The sequence below is a fragment of the Nocardioides sp. AN3 genome, assembly GCF_054653495.1.
Map to the genome: position 1 here is coordinate 138504 of NZ_BAAIGC010000007.1, position 16875 is coordinate 155378.

The 16875-nt window shown below is 70.8% G+C and carries 14 protein-coding genes and 1 pseudogene; 7 read left to right on the forward strand and 8 right to left on the reverse strand.

The genetic code is table 11. The features are described 5' to 3' along the window. Positions 1-55: 55 nt before the first annotated feature. Complete coding sequence (locus ACYQ1K_RS10745) at positions 56-832, reverse strand: hypothetical protein (RefSeq protein ID WP_459982967.1); 777 nt, start codon at positions 830-832, stop codon at positions 56-58. A 221-nt stretch (positions 833-1053) separates the two neighbouring features. Then, positions 1054-1473, reverse strand: a complete 420-nt coding sequence (locus ACYQ1K_RS10750; protein WP_459982968.1) for a substrate-binding domain-containing protein — start codon at positions 1471-1473, stop codon at positions 1054-1056. 13 nt (positions 1474-1486) lie between these two features. Here ACYQ1K_RS10750 and ACYQ1K_RS10755 point away from each other — a divergent pair, with 13 nt between their 5' ends. The 3 genes and pseudogenes from ACYQ1K_RS10755 to ACYQ1K_RS10765 all read left to right on the forward strand — a co-directional run bounded on the left by ACYQ1K_RS10755 (position 1487) and on the right by ACYQ1K_RS10765 (position 2872). Beyond that, a complete protein-coding gene (locus ACYQ1K_RS10755) occupies positions 1487-1678 on the forward strand; it encodes a hypothetical protein (protein WP_459982969.1) in 192 nt (63 codons plus the stop codon). Further along, positions 1675-2583: pseudogene (locus ACYQ1K_RS10760) on the forward strand (amidohydrolase); the annotation flags it as partial. The gene ACYQ1K_RS10755 and the pseudogene ACYQ1K_RS10760, both read left to right, overlap by 4 nt. A gap of 70 nt (positions 2584-2653) precedes the next feature. Further along, the gene (locus tag ACYQ1K_RS10765; protein WP_459982970.1) at positions 2654-2872 is read left to right on the forward strand and encodes a hypothetical protein; all 219 of its coding nucleotides are present in this window, start codon (positions 2654-2656) and stop codon (positions 2870-2872) included. Positions 2873-2993: 121 nt separating this feature from the next. Here the strand turns inward: ACYQ1K_RS10765 and ACYQ1K_RS10770 are convergent, their stop codons facing one another. Together ACYQ1K_RS10770 and ACYQ1K_RS10775 are read right to left on the reverse strand one after the other, a co-directional pair. Continuing rightward, positions 2994-3881 (reverse strand): RNA polymerase sigma-70 factor, encoded by an 888-nt coding sequence (locus ACYQ1K_RS10770; RefSeq protein WP_459982971.1) that lies wholly within the window; start codon positions 3879-3881, stop codon positions 2994-2996. Beyond that, on the reverse strand, positions 3878-4462 hold the full coding sequence (locus ACYQ1K_RS10775) for a carboxymuconolactone decarboxylase family protein (protein WP_459982972.1): 585 nt from the start codon (positions 4460-4462) through the stop codon (positions 3878-3880). Before ACYQ1K_RS10775 ends, ACYQ1K_RS10770 begins: the two co-directional genes overlap by 4 nt. 169 nt (positions 4463-4631) lie before the next feature. Here ACYQ1K_RS10775 and ACYQ1K_RS10780 point away from each other — a divergent pair, with 169 nt between their 5' ends. Together ACYQ1K_RS10780 and ACYQ1K_RS10785 are read left to right on the forward strand one after the other, a co-directional pair. Next, entirely contained in the window at positions 4632-5426 is a 795-nt protein-coding gene (locus ACYQ1K_RS10780) for an alpha/beta hydrolase (protein ID WP_459982973.1), read from the forward strand. A 176-nt stretch (positions 5427-5602) separates the two neighbouring features. Beyond that, entirely contained in the window at positions 5603-6088 is a 486-nt protein-coding gene (locus ACYQ1K_RS10785) for a F0F1 ATP synthase subunit B family protein (protein WP_459982974.1), read from the forward strand. Positions 6089-6165: 77 nt separating this feature from the next. Here the strand turns inward: ACYQ1K_RS10785 and ACYQ1K_RS10790 are convergent, their stop codons facing one another. Then, positions 6166-6615 (reverse strand): Lrp/AsnC family transcriptional regulator, encoded by a 450-nt coding sequence (locus tag ACYQ1K_RS10790; protein WP_459982975.1) that lies wholly within the window; start codon positions 6613-6615, stop codon positions 6166-6168. Positions 6616-6801: 186 nt separating this feature from the next. On the opposite strand from ACYQ1K_RS10790, the gene ACYQ1K_RS10795 reads away from it, so the two are divergent. After that, entirely contained in the window at positions 6802-10380 is a 3579-nt protein-coding gene (locus ACYQ1K_RS10795) for an indolepyruvate ferredoxin oxidoreductase family protein (protein WP_459982976.1), read from the forward strand. 116 nt (positions 10381-10496) lie between these two features. Next, positions 10497-11684 carry an EAL domain-containing protein gene (locus ACYQ1K_RS10800; RefSeq protein ID WP_459982977.1) on the forward strand — a complete coding sequence of 396 codons (1188 nt, stop codon included), beginning with the start codon at positions 10497-10499 and terminating at the stop codon, positions 11682-11684. On the opposite strand, the gene ACYQ1K_RS10805 is transcribed toward ACYQ1K_RS10800, so the two are convergent. The 3 genes from ACYQ1K_RS10805 to ACYQ1K_RS10815 are packed head-to-tail and all read right to left on the reverse strand — an operon-like array spanning position 11662 to position 16864. After that, complete coding sequence (locus ACYQ1K_RS10805; RefSeq protein ID WP_459982978.1) at positions 11662-14244, reverse strand: AMP-binding protein; 2583 nt, start codon at positions 14242-14244, stop codon at positions 11662-11664. The genes ACYQ1K_RS10800 and ACYQ1K_RS10805 overlap by 23 nt on opposite strands. Further along, positions 14241-15302: an ABC transporter ATP-binding protein gene (locus tag ACYQ1K_RS10810; protein WP_459982979.1), complete on the reverse strand. Its 1062-nt coding sequence runs from the start codon at positions 15300-15302 to the stop codon at positions 14241-14243. The genes ACYQ1K_RS10805 and ACYQ1K_RS10810 overlap by 4 nt, the downstream gene beginning before the upstream one ends. Continuing rightward, a complete protein-coding gene (locus ACYQ1K_RS10815) occupies positions 15299-16864 on the reverse strand; it encodes an ABC transporter permease (protein ID WP_459982980.1) in 1566 nt (521 codons plus the stop codon). Before ACYQ1K_RS10815 ends, ACYQ1K_RS10810 begins: the two co-directional genes overlap by 4 nt. Positions 16865-16875 lie beyond the last annotated feature (11 nt).

The window sequence follows — 16875 nt, forward strand, 5'->3', positions numbered from 1 at the left end:
GCCCGACCTGTCTGTTCACCACCCCGCCCGAGCGGGTGGTGACCAGACGAAGGGGCTAACCGCCCACGAGACCTGCGCACTGGCCTGTCGCTTTGCCGCCGGTGATGTTCACCGCACCGGGGATGAAGCCACCAGACAGGCGCGGACCGAGCCCGTCGCAGTTCAAGTTCCTCCCGATCGTGTTGGACACGACGTTGACGGAGGCGAACCCCTCGTCCTCGGGGTCGGTCGACATGATGTTCGTCAACGTCGCGTTTCCGCCGATGTGGTTGAACAGCAGGCCGAACCACTCGGGCGTGATGTTGCTCGCGGTGACGTTCCCGCCGATCGTGTTGTTCTTGATCGGCCAGGGGAACTCACCCCCGCCTCCGGTTAAAGTGACGTTTCCGTTGACCGTGATGCCGTTCAGCAGCACGGTGTCCGCGTCGGTGGTCGTGACGTTGCCCTTGACGGTGATGACGGAGTGACCGTCCGGCTCGATCGCGCACGGGTGGGCCGCGTGGGCGCCGTTGGGCTGACAGCCAAGACCGAGGATCGAGCCCGCAGCCGCGGTGACGTTCTTGCCGACGGTGATGGTCGATGGCGCGCTCTGCGCGTCGAAGACCGCATCCGCGGCAACGTTGATGTTCCCCGTGACGTTGATGACCGCGTCCGGCACTACGTCACAGAACCCGGCCACCGTGATGCTGGAGTAGTTCCCAGACGGGATCGAACCGCCGGTGCACGTGTACGCCGTACTGGATCCAGCCGCCGTCGCCGGCCCTGCCGGCAACGCAAACGCACCCAAGATGGCAAGAGACCCCACAAGCCCGGGCCAGAGTGACTTCCGCATCAGCACCTATCCCTTCTCCATTTTCCTGAGACCCCGGAAGGGCCACACCGATGTAGTGACGCAAGCACACCAGCCCGCAGGTGCGCTTCGTCAGGGTTGGGGATAGTCGCGACGGCCGACCCGCCCCTCACGCCAGGGGGGTTCACTTCAGCGCACCTGCCGTGACGGGATTCTGTCGCCCTGATCGCACGGCCTCACCGGCCGTCAACCGTGCTCGGCACCTAGTCCAGCAGGCTCACTCGTGACGTGCTGCGCGCGATGATGCGGCCGTGGTCGGGGGCGGGCGGGGGCTCGCGCTCCACGCCGTCGACGACGATGAGAAGCCGCATGGTGGCCTCCCACGCCAGCGCCTCCGGCTGGCGGTCGACCGCCGAGATGGGCGGTGCCGCCGAGCGCATCGACTCGGCGTCCGACCCGCAGACAAGCTGTACGCGCTGCAGCAGTCCGCGCTCGCCCAGCACCTGATGGACGCCGACCGAGTGCTCCGGGGTCAAGGCGTAGACCGCATCGATGTCCGGGTCCCGCGACAGCAGCTCGAGGACCGCCTCACGGCCACCGGCCGTGTCGGAGCGCTCGGGTCGTCGCACGAGCAGCGGCGAGGCGCTCAGCGACGAGTCGCGCGGAGGCCCGCACTGGTACACCCGCGGAGTCAACGTGCCCGGTGCCGTCGGCTCGCTGGTCGGTGCGGTCGTGGCCCTGCTGTGCTCGTCGACCCCCGTCTACACGGGACCCGTCTCCGCCGCCCTCGGCGGCGTCGACCTCTCCCTCGTGGCCGGCCTGGTGCTGCCCGCTGCGATCTACCTCGCCACCATCAACCGATACGGCGCGCGCGGAGGTGTCCGATGACGCTCGTCCACTACCGCGCCGGCCGGATCTTCACCGCCGCCGAGCCGCTCTGGGCCGAGTCGGTCGTGACCGACGGCGATCGCATCGCCTACGTCGGCGACACCGAGACCGCTGACAGACTGGCCGCCGGCGCAGACACCGTCGAGCTGGATGGCGCGTTCGTCCTGCCGGGCATCGTCGACGCGCACACGCACCTCGTGAACCTCGGCGAGTCCCTCGCCCAGGTCGACCTGCTCGACGCTGCCGACCTCGGCCAGATCCAGGCGAGGGTGGCGTCCGCCGCGGCGGCCGACCTGGACGCACCTCGGGTCCGGGGTCGCAGCTGGCTCTTCGCCGCGCTCGGCGGGAGAGCGCTGCACCGCGCGATGTTCGACGCCGTCGAACCGGACCGGCCGGTTTACCTGACGGCCGCCGACCTGCACTCGGCCTGGGTCAACTCGGCGGCCCTGCGCGAGCTGGGCATCACGCGGTCTACCCCGGACCCCCTGGGCGGGCGCATCGAGCGCGACGCCGACGGCGAGGCCACGGGCTTCCTGCTCGAGAACGCCGCGCTCGGCCTCATGCGCGACGTCCTGGACGGCCTCACCACGGACGTCGAGCGCCTGGCGGCCCAGGACGACGCGTTCGCCTGCTACCTGGCAGCCGGCGTCACCTCTGCGGTCGACATGGGGCTGGGGGAGGAGGAGCTGCGGCCGCTGGAGCAGGCCCTGGCCCGCGACGGTCGACTTCCGCTCCGGATGGGGGGCCACTGGATCGTCAACCGCACCGGCGACCGCGAACGCGACCTCGCGCAGGTGGCCCGAGCGGTCCACCTGCGCAGGACGCACCGGGGGCCGTGGCTGCACATCCAGGGCATCAAGATCTTCGTGGACGGGGTGATCGAGAGCTGTACGGCCGCGATGGAGTGGCCGTTCGCCGACGGCCGCCACCCCGACGCACTCTGGGACCACCGCGCATGCCGGCCGATGGGAGTCCGTGACCGGCCGGCTCGTGGCCGGGCTCAGCGCCGACCTGGTCGTGATCGACGCCGACCCGTTCGCGGACGGGCCCGACGTGCTCTTGACCGCCCGCCCGCTCCTGACCGTCGTCGCCGGCCAGGTCGGGCATGCGGCTCAAGGATCCTTCCCCGTGTTCGGCCGCAGTGTCGCTGCATGTGTGCCCGCTGACAGTGCGCCACGGGTGTTGTCGGAATGACCGTGGGCTGGTCGCCGTGTCTGGCTACGGCACATAGCGCATGGGGTCGCCATCCGCCGTCGCAGCGAGGACGTGTACGGGAGGATAGTTCGTTGTTCCCGGTCCGGCCCGGACCCGGCGCCTACCGCGTGAGCGGCGCCTCGACCTCGAGCCGGCTGAGCTTGGTCGGGTTGCGGATCGCGAAGATGCGGCTGATCCGCCCGCCCTCGACGGCGAAGGTGATAGCGGTATCGAAGCCGTCGTCGAGGCCGACGATCCGCGCCCCCGGCGCGCCGTTGAGCAGCACCGGCACGAAGGTCGCGCCGGCCCCGAACTTCGGGAACGTGCGCAGCAGGTTCGCGACCTTCTTGGCACCCGTGACGGGGTTCATGAGTGCCTGGGCGATCCCGCCTCCGTCGGCCACCAGCACGACGTCGGGGGCCAGGACGTCGAGTAGCTCCTGCAGGTCGCCGCCGGTCACAGCGGCGAGGAACCGCTCGACGACCTCCTGTTGCTCGCTGCGGCTCACCTCCACACGAGGCCGGCGGGCGGCGACGTGCTTGCGGGCCCGATGCCCGATCTGGCGTACGGCGGTCTCGGACTTGTCCACCGCCTCCGCGATCTCGCCGTAGGAGAGGTCGAAGACCTCCCTCAGCACGAAGACCGCCCGCTCGATCGGTGCCAGCGTCTCGAGCACGGTGAGCATCGCGAACGACACGCTGTCGGCCAGCTCGACGTCGTCGGCGACGTCCGGGGCGGTCAGCAGCGGCTCAGGCAGCCACTCGCCGACGTACTCCTCGCGCCGCCGCGCGTTGGCGCGCAGCCGGTCGAGCGCCTTGCGGGTGGTCATCCGGACGAGGAAAGCACGCGGGTCTCTGACCTCGGCCCGGGCCGCCTCGCCGATGGCATCCCAGCGGATCCAAGTCTCCTGCACGACGTCCTCGGCCTCCGAGGCCGCCCCGAGCATCTCATAAGCCACGGTGAACAGCAGCCCGCGGTGGAGGAGGAAGGGGTCGTCGGACACGGTCATGACCCTACGGCGGCGCGCTCGGGCAGGGGAGCGAGCCCGCACGCCGCGGCGAAGCCGTCGGACTCGATGCCGAGGGCGACGTTGCCCCGCGTCGTGAAGTTGGCGAACGCGATGACACCGGTCAGCTCGATGACGGCGGCGTCGCCGAGTTGGGCGCGCAGCGACTCGACCATCTCGTCGGTCACGGTGGGCTCGGTCTCGGTCATCGCCTCCGCGTAGGCGAGCACCTCCCGCTCGAGCGGGGTGAACACCTCGGACGCGTGCCAGCGCGGGATCTCGCGGGCCTTGGCCATGTCGAGGTCCTTGTTGTGGGCCTCGAAGTAGTTGAAGTCCAGGCACCAGGTGCAGCCGACGCGGGACGCGACAGCCATGTGCGCGAACGACTTCAGCTGCTCGTCGCAGGTATCCCACTTCTGGACCTTGCCGCCGAGGCCGGCCATGTCCATCAGCACCTTCTGGTGGTGCCAGTACACGCCGATCGAGGTCGGCACCTGGCCCAGTGTCCGCTTCGCCATCCGCTTGACGAGCCAGCCCTTGAAGCCGGAGATCTCGGCGGCGGGGATACGGGTCGTTCCGGTCATGATGTCCTCCTGAGGTGGTCGGTACGGACATCCAGACGCCTGCCGGCCGCCATTTGTGACACCTCCGAGGACACGCGGCCTGGACCCGTCATCGTTCACGGTTGCCACCGACGCTGACCTTGGCCAGAGTGGATTCCACTGGAGCGCTACGACCTTGGAGGGCACCGTCATGGCCTTGAAACCTGTCGTCTTCATTCACGGTCTCTGGCTGCACGCAACCAGCTGGGATCCTTGGGTCGAGCTCTTCCGCGAGGCTGGGTACAGCCCGCTTGCGCCTGGCTGGCCCGGCGAGCCCGAGACGGTCGCCGAGGCTCGAGAGCACCCCGAGCGCGTAGCCAACATCGGCATCAATGACGCCACGGGACACTACGCCGACATCATCGACGGCTTGGCCGAGCCTCCCGTGATCATCGGGCACTCCTTCGGAGGACTCATCGCCGAGAAGCTTCTGGGCCAAGGGATCGGAGCAGCTGCGGTCGCCATCGACCCTGCGCAGATCAAGGGCGTGCTCCCGCTGCCACTTGCCCAGTTGCGCGCTGGCCTCCCTGCCTTGGGAAACCCGAGCAATCTTCACAAGGCGGTGTCCCTGAGCCGAAAGGAGTTCCGATTCGGCTTCGGGAACGCGGTCAGCGAGGAGGAGTCCGATCAGCTCTACGAGAAGTGGACGATCCCGTCACCGGCCAGGCCGTTGTTCCAGGCTGCCGCTGCGAACTTCGTGATGCACTCCCAGGCCAAGGTGAACACGGCCAACGAGAACAGGGGACCCCTTCTCCTGGTCTCGGGACTTGAAGACCACACCGTTCCTGACGTGGTCACCCGCTCGACGTTGAAGCAGTATCGCGACTCCGCGGCGGTCACCGAGCTGAAGCAGTTCGAGGGACGCGGCCATTCGCTGACCATCGACAGCGGCTGGAGGGAAGTGGCCGACGCCATCCTGGACTGGCTCAAGACCAACGGTCTCTAGACCGAGCGGCATCCTGACGCCATCGACATGAGGGGTGACGGATGACGGCGACACGGCGCTGTCTCTGATCTCACAGATCGCGGAAGCGAACTCGTCCGGGGCCGACTCTGGCAGTCTTTGCTCAGGCCCGACAGTGCAGCATGTGGGTGCCATCAATACGAACACGGGGGTCGGGCATGAGCATCAACGTAGACGGGCCGGGCGATCCGTCCACCAGTGGCGGTGGCGACACCCATGGCGACACGGCGCCGCCGGATGGCCCGGAGGCCACCCACGACGATGGCTCCCACGCTTCGCACGCGGCGGCTCGACTGCTCGAGCTGACCGCCCGCGAGACCGAGCAGTGGCGCTCAGACGCCCGAAACGACGCGGCGACGATCGTGGCGCGCGCTCGCGAAGAGGCCGCCGAGCTCGTGCGCGCTGCAAGGACCGAGGCCGACCGCTTGGCTAGCTCCGCGCGGGCTGAGAGCACGCACATGACGAACGAGGCACGCGAGGAGGCGTCTCGACTGCGTGAGGAGACGACGGCACTACGCGGGCGCCACGAGGAGGAGGTCGCCCGCCTCCAGCAAGCAGCAACCGAGCTCAGAGGGCGGCTGCGGCATCAGCTCACCGAGATGCTCGACCAGGTCGACTCCATCCCTGGCGCGAGCGGCCAGTAACGCCATTCACGCAGCCGAAACCATCGACAAGGCTCCAGTCGGCTGAGCGAGGACCGCTGTGCAGGGCGCTGACCGCGTCAGCCGAACCGATTCCATCTCTCGAGGATGACGAGGGTCTTGGTGCCGGCGACGGGTCCACCCGAGCGCATGCGGCTCACGACCTGGCGCAGATGCTCGACGCCATCGACCCGGATGCGGACCAGGGCGTCGGGGTCGCCGGCGAGGGTCAGGACCTCCTCCACCTCGGGGATCTGGGCGACGAACTCCATGATCTGGGCGAGGTCGAGGTCCGCGGCGAACTGCAGCTCGGTGACGGCCTCGATCCCGGTCGCAATGCGGCCCTGGTTGATCTGCACGGTGTAGCGGCTGATGACGCCGGTCTTCTCGAGCCGGGCGATGCGACGTTGCACCGGCGCCACGGTGAGCCCGACGCTGGCGGCGATCTCGCGGAGGGGTCGCCGGGCATTCTCCTGCAGCAGAGCGAGGATCTGACGGTCGATCTGATCCAGCACGGTCGGCTCGCTCACGCAAGGAAATGTAGAGCATGAGCGAAGAATTCGCGCGAGATTCCTCTGTCAGTGGTGGCCGGTTGCGACGTGTCGCCTATCTGCGCGATATACGTTGTGATCGGAGGCACGGGACGGCCAGAGTCGTGCCACCAGAGCCATCGACGAGCGGGCGCTCCGGCGCCGCGTCAGCCAGGAGGATCAGTCGTGACCGAGCTGCTCAACCGACCGACCGTCGAGGCCTATGAGCTCGCCGACCGGTTCAAGGCTGGCGGGCCGCCCATGCTGCTGACGGGCGTGCAGGCGATCGCGCGGCTCCTCGTGGAGCATCGCGCTCTGGATCGGCGGCGCGGTCTGCGCACGGCCTCGTTCGTCTCCGGCTACCAAGGCAGTCCGCTGGGGGGCCTGGACCGCATGCTCGCCGAGATGCCGGAGGTGCTGGAGGAGAACGACATCCGGTTCGTGCCCGGCGTGAACGAGGAGCTGGCGGCCACCTCTGTCTGGGGAAGTCAGATCGACCTCCCCCTGGGCACCCGCACCTACGACGGCGTCACCGGCTTCTGGTACGGCAAGGGGCCAGGTGTCGACCGCGCGACCGACGCTCTGCGGCACGCCAACATGTACGGCGTCAACCCCAACGGCGGCGCCTTGCTGCTGGTTGGCGACGACCCTGCGTCGAAGTCGTCGACGGTCCCCGCGGTCAGCGAGCGCTCCTTGGCGGCGCTCGGGATCCCCGTGCTGTTCCCGCGCAACGCCGCGGAGATCGTCACCCTCGGTCTGCACGGCATCGAGATGTCGCGCGCCTCAGGATGCGTCGTCGCCCTCAAGATCGTGGCCGATGTCGCCGATGGCGCCTGGATGGTCGAGCCCTCCGTCGGCGCCGCGACTCCCGGCCGGCCCGAGGTCGAGTGGGAGGGACGGACCTACACTTACGAGCAGCGTCCGATGGTGCTCCGCCCCGACGCCATCGTCGGCGCCGAGGCCGCGCTCGTCGGACCCAGAGCCAAGGTCGTGCGGGAGTACGCCGCCCTCAACCGGCTGAACGTGCTCGAGGTCGACCCGCCTCAGGCCACGCTGGGCTTCATCGCGTCAGGCAGCTGCTTCGACTCGATGCGCCAAGCGTTCCTCGATCTCGGCGTCCGAGACGACGACCTGGAGCGGGCCGGCATCCGCCTGCTGCGCCTGGGTCTGATGAGCCCCGTCGAGCCCGGCATCGTGACGCGGTTCGCCGAGGGCCTCGACCGCATCGTGGTGGTGGAGGACAAGACGTCCTTCATCGAGGCCCAGGTGCGCGAGATTCTCTACGGCACCTCCGGCGCGCCGCAGGTCTTGGGCAAGCGGGACGCGTCGGGGCTGACGCTGATCCCCGCTGACGGCGAGCTGACCGCCGGTCGGCTGCTGGCGCCGATGCGGCACGTCCTCCAGGACGCGGTCGCCGTGGCGCCGCCGAAGCCGAAGCGCACGCAGCTCCCGCTGCTGTCGGCCAGCCGGTCGGCGTACTTCTGCAGTGGCTGCCCGCACAACCGCTCCACCGCCATCCCGGAGGGCTCGATGGGTGGGGGCGGGATCGGCTGCCACGTGATGGTCACGATCTCCGACCGTGAGGACAGCGCGGTCACGGGCGTGACGCAGATGGGCGGTGAGGGCGCTCAGTGGATCGGGCAGGCCTGGTTCACCGACGCCGAGCACATCTTCCAGAACGTCGGCGACGGCACGTTCTTCCACTCCGCGCAGCTCGCCGTCCAGGCGTGCATCGCGGCCGGGGTGAACATCACCTACAAGGTCCTCTACAACGACGTCGTCGCGATGACCGGCGCTCAGGACGCCGAGGGCGCCCTCAGCGTTCCGCAGCTGACCCACAAGCTGCGCAGCGAGGGCGTCACGAAGATCATCGTCTGCGCCGACGAGCCCGATCGACACCGCAAGCGCGACCTCGCACGCGGCACCTTGCTCTGGAGCCGTGACCGCCTCGACGAGGCCCAGCGGATCCTGCGCGAGACCCCCGGTGTCACCGTCCTGATCTATGACCAGCACTGCGCCGCCGACGCCCGGCGTCAGCGCAAGCGCGGCGGGCTGCCGGCCCGCACCAAGCGGGTGGTCATCAACGAGGCCGTCTGCGAGGGATGCGGCGACTGCGGAGTGAAGAGCAACTGCCTCTCCGTCCAACCGGTCGAGACCGAGTACGGTCGCAAGACCCGCATCGACCAGACCTCCTGCAACACCGACTACAGCTGCCTCGACGGGGACTGCCCGTCGTTCGTCACCATCGAGACCTCACCCCGCAAGAGCCGCAAGGCAGCGCGGAAGGCGGCACGGAGGGCGGCACGGAGGGCGGCACGAAACGCCGCGCGGAAGACCGGGTCGAAGACCGAGAGCTCCAGGGGGAGGGCGAAGCGCACGTTCCCGGTCCCGCCGACCCTCGCGCCCAGCGCCGCGGAGGGAACCGTCTCCGCGACGCAGAATGTCTTCATGGTGGGCATCGGCGGCACCGGCATCGTGACGGTCAACCAGGTCCTCGCCACCGCCGCAGCGCGTGCGGGCTATGCCGTCGAGTCGCTGGACCAGACCGGGCTGAGCCAGAAGGCGGGCCCGGTGGTGGGACATCTCCGCTTCGCCGCCGGGGACCTCGAGCCGGCCAACCGGCTGACGCCCGGGTCGGCCGACTGCTTCCTCGGCTTCGACCTGCTCACCCTCGCCGAGGACCGCAACCTCGCCTACGGCGACCCGCAGGCGACCAAGACGGTGGTCTCGACCAGCCGGACGCCGACCGGCGCGATGGTCTACGACACGAAGGTGCAGCACCCGGACGAGGTCGACCTCCTCGAGCGGGTCCGCTCCGCCAGCGCCGAGGTCTTCACCGTCGATGCCCTCGACGCAGCGGAACGCATCTTCGGCAACACCATGGCGGCCAACTTCCTCCTGGTGGGCGCCGCCTACCAGTCCGGCGCCCTCCGGCTGCCCGCTGCGGCGATCGAGGAGGCCATCGGCATCAACGGCACCGCGGTCGATGCGAACGTGGCGGCCTTCCGCTGGGGCCGCGCCGCGGTCGCCGCGCCCGACGCCTTCCAGGCGGTCGTCGCGCCCCAGACAGGATCCACGGCACGAGCTCAGCAGCGACCCGTCCCGACCGCGGTGACGCGCAGCGACCTCCAGGGCGAGGTTCTCCGCCTCGTCACGCAACGCGCCGCGGGCCTCGTCGCCTACCAGAACGACGCGGTCTGCGCCGACTATGTGGACTTCGTCGCGCAGATCGCCACGGCCGAACGCGCAGTGACGAACGAGACGCGCCTGAGCGAAGCGGTCGCCCGCAACCTGTTCAAGCTCACCGCCTACAAGGACGAGTACGAGGTCGCACGCCTCCTCACGGACCCAGCGTTCCTGGACTCGGCCCAGGAGGCCTTCCCCGAGGGAACCGTCTCCTACATGCTCCACCCGCCCACGCTTCGGGCGCTGGGCCGGAAGAAGAAGATCGCGTTCGGTCCGCAGTCCCACGTGGCGCTCCGGACGTTGGCTCGCCTGAAGTTCCTGCGGGGGACACCGGCCGACGTCTTCGGATACGCACATCTGCGTCGGGTCGAACGCGACCTGCGCGACCACTACCGCGCCTTGCTCGCCGACCTCGCCGACGGCCTCACCCTCGACTCCTACGAGCGGGCGGTGCAGCTGGCCGAGCTGCCCGACATGATCCGCGGCTACGAGACGGTCAAGCTGCGGAACATCGCGCGGTACGCCGAAGCCCTGCGCGAGCTCGGTGTCGCGCCGCCGGCGACGACGCAGGCCTCGTGACCGCTGATCGCCTGCCTCGTTGTTCCGGGAGAGCACCCCGATCCTGATGCAACCGCGGTCATGAGCTAGCGTCCGCCGACATCAGCGATCATCGGCCACTCTGGGAAGAAGAACGCGTGACCATCGCCCTTGCCGACGCCAGGCGTCGCGGCGGCGTGGGCCTGCGGATCGCCTACATCGCCTATACCGGTGCCGGTGCGTGGTTGGCCGTCGCCGCCACGCTGGCAGGACTCGGGCTCGCGTGGGTCGCATGCTACGGCGCCGGCGGGTCGAACTCTTCGCTTCCACACCTGTTCTACCTGCCGATCATCCTGGCCGCCGTGCGCCTGACGTGGCCGTTGGTCCTTGCCACTGCGGTGACCGGGGGACTTCTCGCCGGGCCCGCTCTCCCGGCCGAGGTCGCCACCGGTGAGCCGCAGCAGCTCGACCACTGGCTGCTCCGCATGCTCGTGTTCGTGCTGGTCGCCTTGTTCCTGGCATGGCTGACCCGCGGGCAACGTGAGTCGTTGAGCTCCACCATGCAGGACTCGCTGACCTCGGCGCGCTTGGTCGGAGCGGTGCGACGTGGCGAGGTCGAGGTGCACTACCAACCGCTCTACCGACTCCACGACCACCAGATCGTCGGGTTCGAAGCGCTGGCCCGTTGGAACGACCCACGCCGTGGCCCCGTCCCCGCTGGAGAGTTCATCCCCGCGGCTGAGCGCACCGGTGCGATCATCGCCTTGGACCGCTTCGTTCTGGACGTCGCGACCGCACAGGTCCGGCGGTGGAGCGTGGAGGCGGACCGCCCGCTCCGGCTCTCAGCCAACCTCTCGACCATGCACTTCACGTCGCCAGACCTCATCCATGACGTCGTGCAGGCACTCGATCACGCAGGGCTTCGGGCCGAGGAACTCGAGCTGGAGATCACCGAGTCCGCCCTGATCGACAACATCGGCGAGGCCGTCGAGCAGATCGGCAGGCTGCGCGCCCTGGGGGTGCGCATCGCCATCGACGACTTCGGCAGCGGGCACGCCTCGCTGGGCTACCTCAGCCACTTCGATGTCGACACCGTCAAGCTCGACCGCAGCTTCCTACAACAGGCCACGACCGACGCTCGCCCATGCGCGGTGCTCGCCGGCGTCATCCGGCTCCTGCGCGACCTGAACGTCGAGATCGTCGTCGAAGGAGTCGAGACACACGACCAGCTCTCGATGCTGGGCGCCCTCGGCGTGCACGTGGGGCAAGGCTTCCACCTCGGCGAGCCGCTCACGGCTCTCGGCGCCGCACGCCTGCTCGGGTTCATCTCCACATCTGAGGCGTGACGCGACGACCCGGATCCCGAGGGGCTCTGCCGGACCGGCGGTCATCGGCAGCGATGACGGCCCTCGTCCACCACGCCCACCAACGCACGGCGGCGGTGTATCCGGCGGAGGCCAGCAGTCCCGCTAGCAGCGACGCAAGGACGCCTACTCCACCGAGCCCCGCGGCCTCCAGGTCCGGGTAGATCTGCCAGTGCACGAGGTAGATCCACAGCGAGGCGCTCGCGAGCGCGCCCGTGGTCCGTGCGAGCAGCCGGGGGAGCAGGACGGGCCACGGCATGAGAAGTACGACGGCTCCGGCGACGACGACGGTCTCGCGCACCGGGTCCCCGAAGAACCCGTAGGTCGCCACCACCGCCGCGGCCGCGACCGTGACCCGCTGCCAGGGGCGGTGCGCCTCGGCGGCTGCCCAGCCCTGCGCCAGGCACCACAGGACGCATCCGATCGTGTAGCGCTCCGTGGGGCCGGCCTCGACGCCGACCCACGCGAACCGGACGACCAGCGTCACGCCGACCGCGACCCCGGCCGCGCCGAAACGATGCCGTCGCTGCCAGATGTCGAGCGCGGGCACGGCAAGGAGGACCGCGAGCCCGGCGAACGACCAGGTGACTGCCTCCAGGAACCAGAGCTGCCAGTCGCGGGTCCAACCGTCACTGCCGAGCGCCTGGTTGAGACCGAGCGCGGTCCGCCACTGGTAGCGATCGCTGACGAGCGCGACGCCGCCCACCCAGAGGGCCGCAGGGACGACGACGGAGCCGGCGGCCCCGAGCAGCCGACGGGTGCGGAGTCCGCGTGTGGGTGCGGCAAGGCCGAACCGGGCCAGGTTGTAGCCGGCGACGGCCAGCAGCACATGAGCACCGCCGAGGACGGTCCAGACGTCGGCATGGCTGCCCACGACCGCGACGATGGCCAGCGCCCGCAGCAGGACGGGGAGCTCGACCGGCGTCAGCCATCGACGTCGCGGTCGGCCGCTCGCCGCCAGCTCCGCGATCGTCCGGTGCTGCCAGGCGGACGGCAGCGTCCCCAGGCGGTCGGCGAGCTGCGTCGCGATCTCGACGAAGGAGAGCGAGTCACCGCCCAGCGAGACGAACGTGTCCTCGATGCTCGCGTCCGGGCGGCCCAGGGCGCCTGCGTACACGGCGCGGAGTGCGTCGGCCGAGGCGTCGTCGCGCGCAGACGGGTCACGGGACCCGGCGCGGTGCGCGCACTCAGCACCCTCCGCGCGGTCCGCGATCGCGTCGGATGCGGTGGCCCGGGCCTCGAGGGCGGCGTAGTCGACCTTGCCGCTGCGGGTGCGCGGAACCTCGGGCACGTGGTGGATCTCAATGCCCGAGGCCGGCAGGGTGACGACGTCGGCCAGCAACCCGCGGAGCCGCTCCGCGACCCCCCGCCCCGCCACGAACAGGTGCAGCCGAGCGCCCGGCGCGACAGCGCGCACCGACGCACCGGACGTGGTGGCCAGCTCGGTCTCGATGCGGTCGAGGTCGAGGCGCAGACCGAGGACCTTGCCGAAGCGGTTGCGCCGGCCGGTGATCTCCCACAGGCCGTCGTCGGCCTGGCGGGCGAGGTCACCGGTGCGCAGCTCGCCGAGCTCGGCCCCGCGGGCCAGATCGGCCGCCTGCTCGGCATACCCCATCATCACGTTCGGGCCGGTGTAGACGAGCTCGCCCACCCCCGGCTCCGCACCCTCGACCGGGTCGAGCCGGAAGTCCCCGCCCGGAATCGGGACGCCGATCGCCTCGGGCCGCAGACCGGCCAGTGCGGGCGGCAGGTAGGCCATCCGGGCGGTGGCCTCGGTCTGGCCGTACATGACGAACAGGTCCCAACCGCGTTCGGCGCCCAGGTCGGCGTAGCGGCGGATCTGCTCCGCCGGCATCCGACCGCCGGCCTGGGTGATGTAGCGCAGGGCCGGAAGCGTGCGGTCGGCGAAGCCGGAGCTGTCGAGCAGGTCGAAGGTGTAGGGCACCCCGGCGAAGCAGGTCGCCCCGACGCGCGCGGCGAGGTCCCAGAAGCAGTTGTCGGCGACCGAGAGGTCGGTCAGGACGACGGCGGCGCCGCTGATCAGGTGGCTGTTGAGAACCGACAGGCCGTAGCAGTAGTGCAGGGGGAGTGAGGTCATCGCGCGGTCGGCGGCGGTGAGCCGGAGGTACGTCGCGATGCTGGTCGCGTTCGCGACGAGGTTCTCTCGGGAGAGCCGCACGAGCTTCGGGGAGCCGGTCGAGCCGGAGGTCGACAGCAGCACCGCGAGGTCGGGGTGGAGGTCGGCGTCGCCCTCGAGCGCCGACCGGTAGCGGGCCCGGAGCTCGACGCGAGGACCGCCGGGGGGTGCGAGCAGGACCGGGTGGTGGCTGGCGAGCGCGGCCAGATAGTCGACCACCGAGGCGAGGTCGTTCCGGGTTTCGAGGAGCACCAGGCGACGAGCGGGTCCCAGCTCGGCAGCCCGGCGTACGACGGCACGCTCGAGGTCGGCGTAGGTGAGCGTCGTCTCGGCCGTCATCAGCGCCGGGTCGCCGGCCCGCCCGCGGAGCAGGAGGTGTCCCGCAGCGGTCTCCAGGACCGTCATCGGCCGGCTCCGACCGCCGTGAAGGCCACCAGCGGCCCGACGACGTCCAGGCCGACCTTCGTCCCGCTCGCCGGGATGCCGACGCCCGGGACTCGGGCCAGCAGCAGCTCACCGCTCGCGAGCCGGACCCGGACGGTCGCGTCGTGACCGAAGAACGACACCTCGTCGACGATGCCCGGCACCGCGGCGTCGGCGGTGGGACCGGTCACGACCTGGAGCTGCTCGGCACGCACGACGAGCGTGACCTCGCCAGGCGGCTGGGGGGAGACCACCTCGACCTGCCCCAGCGGCGAGTGGACGCGGCCGTCGGCCGTGACCTCACCGCGCAGCACCGTCGCCGACCCGAGGAACGCAGCAACGTCTGGATGCGCGGGGGAGAGGTAGAGGTCGGTCGGGGACGCGACCTGCAGGAAGCGACCATCCGCCATGACGGCGACCTGGTCGGCGAGCGAGAGCGCCTCGCCCTGGTCGTGTGTCACCAGGACCGCCGCCGCACCGGTCGCCCGCAGAGCCCGGACCACCGCGCGGCCGGTCTCCTCGCGGAGCCCGGCGTCGAGGGAGGAGAACGGCTCGTCGAGCAGCACGAGGCCCGGGCTCGGGGCCAGTGCCCGGGCGACGGCGACGCGCTGCTGCTGGCCGCCGGAGAGCTGGTGCGGCTGGCGCGAGGCGAGCTCCTGCGGGAGCTCGAGCAGGGCCAGAAGCTCCTCGACCCGCCGCTGCCGCGCGGTCCGCCCGACCCGGCGCCCGAGGCCGAAGGCGATGTTGGCGGCGACGTCGAGATGCGGGAAGAGCGCGCCCTCCTGGGGGACGTGCCCCACGCCGCGGCGACGTGGCGCCAGGCCGAGAGCCGACCGGCCGCCGATCGCGATGTCGCCGGCCGTGGGGGTGATGAAGCCGGCCACGGCGCGCAGCAGCGTCGTCTTGCCGCAGCCGGACGGGCCCAGCACGGCGGTCACGCCCTCGGCGACGATCAGGTCGAGACCCTCGAGCACCGTCCGGGCGCCGTGGCTCGCGCACAGCCCCGTCACCCGCAGCGCTGCGTGGGGCGTGGGGGTCATCGTGCCTCCCCGACGGCGATGCGGCCGAGGAGGATCGTCGCGGGCACCGAGAGGAGCACCAGGGCCAGGGCGTAGGGCGCCGCGGCGCCGTACGCCACCGCCGAGGCCTCGCTCCAGAACTCGGTGGCGAGCGTCGTCGTGCCGATCGGCGCCAGGAGCAGGGTTGCCGTGAGCTCGGTCGAGACGGCGAGCGCGACCAGCGCGGTCGCGGTCGCGAGGCCGGGCAGCAGCAGCGGCAGGGTCACCCGCCACATCGCCCCCATCGGGCTCTGGCCGAGGGTGAGGGCGACCTCCTCGAGCCGGGCCGGGACGAGCTCGAGCACCCCCCTGACGGACACGAGGGCGCGGGGGAGGAACAGGATCACGTACGCCGCCGCGAGGAGCGGAAGCGTCTGGTAGAGCCCCGGCAACCAGCGGATCGTCACCGTCACCAGCGCAAGAGCGACGACGACGCCCGGGAGGGCGCTCGTGATGTACGCCGCCCGCTCGACGCCGACCGACCAACCCGACGCGCGGCGCACCGCCCCCCAGACGACCGGAAGCGCAGCGACGGTGGCGATCATCCCGGCGGCGGCCGCGAGGCCCACACTCGTGCCGGCAGCCGACAGCAGGCGGTCGACGTCGAAGCCGGCCGAGCTGCCCCGCGCGAGCCACCTGACCAGGCTGCCGACCGGCACACCGACTGCGAGCGCGACGAACGCGGTGAGGCCCGCGAGCACGGGCACGGTGACGCGGCCGAGCGCGTGCCGTTCCGCCGGCCTGGGCGTGCCGCCGCCGACTCGGGCACGGCGAGCGGACCCACGCACGATCACCTCGAGGAGCAGCAGTCCGAGGCACGCCAGCAGCAGGACGCTGGCCAGCAGCGTCGCGGCGGCGCCGTTGAACGCGGTGCCGTACTGCTGGAGGATCGCGGTCGTGAGGGTCGGGTAGTTCAGCAGCTGGAGGGCGCCGTACTCAGAGAGGAGATGGAGCGCGACGAGCAGCGCGCCCCCGAGGACCGCCGGCGCGATTCCAGGGAGCACTACGCGCCGGAAGGTCTCGCGTGACCCACACCCGAGGGACGCCGCGACCTCCTCCAGGGCCGGGTCGAGCCGCCGGAGTGCGGCGACCGTCGGCAGGTAGACGAGCGGGTAGTAGGAGAGCGAGACCACCACGACCGCACCCAGAGAGGACTGCACGGCGTGGGTGGTTGCCACCCAGGCGTAGCCGTTCACGAACGCCGGCACCGCCAGCGGCGCGCACAGGGCGCCGTGCCACAGCCCTCGCACCGGCAGGTCGGAGCGCTCGACGAGCCACGCGCCCGCGACGCCGAGGACGACGCTGAGGAGCACACCGCCGGCGACCAGGCGGGCCGTGTTCCACAGCAGCTCGCCGATGCGTGGGCGCAGCAGGAACTCGAGAGCCGCTGACGGGCCGGACGCGGCCGACCACAGCACGTAGGCGACCGGCACGAGGCAGGCGACGACGATGAGCAAGGCCACCCCGGCCACCACCCACCGGGCGCTCGGCAGTCGGGTGGGAAGCCCGCCCAGAACGCCACCTGACAGGTCGCCACCGGTCACGACGCCCGGGA

What these genes read in the sequence shown, in the direction of transcription:
- ACYQ1K_RS10775 (WP_459982972.1), bottom strand. Translation starts at nt 4,462, where the DNA reads ATGACCGGAACGACCCGTATCCCCGCCGCCGAGATCTCCGGCTTCAAG.
- ACYQ1K_RS10745 (WP_459982967.1), bottom strand. Translation starts at nt 832, where the DNA reads ATGCGGAAGTCACTCTGGCCCGGGCTTGTGGGGTCTCTTGCCATCTTG.
- ACYQ1K_RS10780 (WP_459982973.1), top strand. Translation starts at nt 4,632, where the DNA reads ATGGCCTTGAAACCTGTCGTCTTCATTCACGGTCTCTGGCTGCACGCA.
- ACYQ1K_RS10785 (WP_459982974.1), top strand. Translation starts at nt 5,603, where the DNA reads ATGAGCATCAACGTAGACGGGCCGGGCGATCCGTCCACCAGTGGCGGT.
- ACYQ1K_RS10810 (WP_459982979.1), bottom strand. Translation starts at nt 15,302, where the DNA reads ATGACCCCCACGCCCCACGCAGCGCTGCGGGTGACGGGGCTGTGCGCG.
- ACYQ1K_RS10770 (WP_459982971.1), bottom strand. Translation starts at nt 3,881, where the DNA reads ATGACCGTGTCCGACGACCCCTTCCTCCTCCACCGCGGGCTGCTGTTC.
- ACYQ1K_RS10805 (WP_459982978.1), bottom strand. Translation starts at nt 14,244, where the DNA reads ATGACGGTCCTGGAGACCGCTGCGGGACACCTCCTGCTCCGCGGGCGG.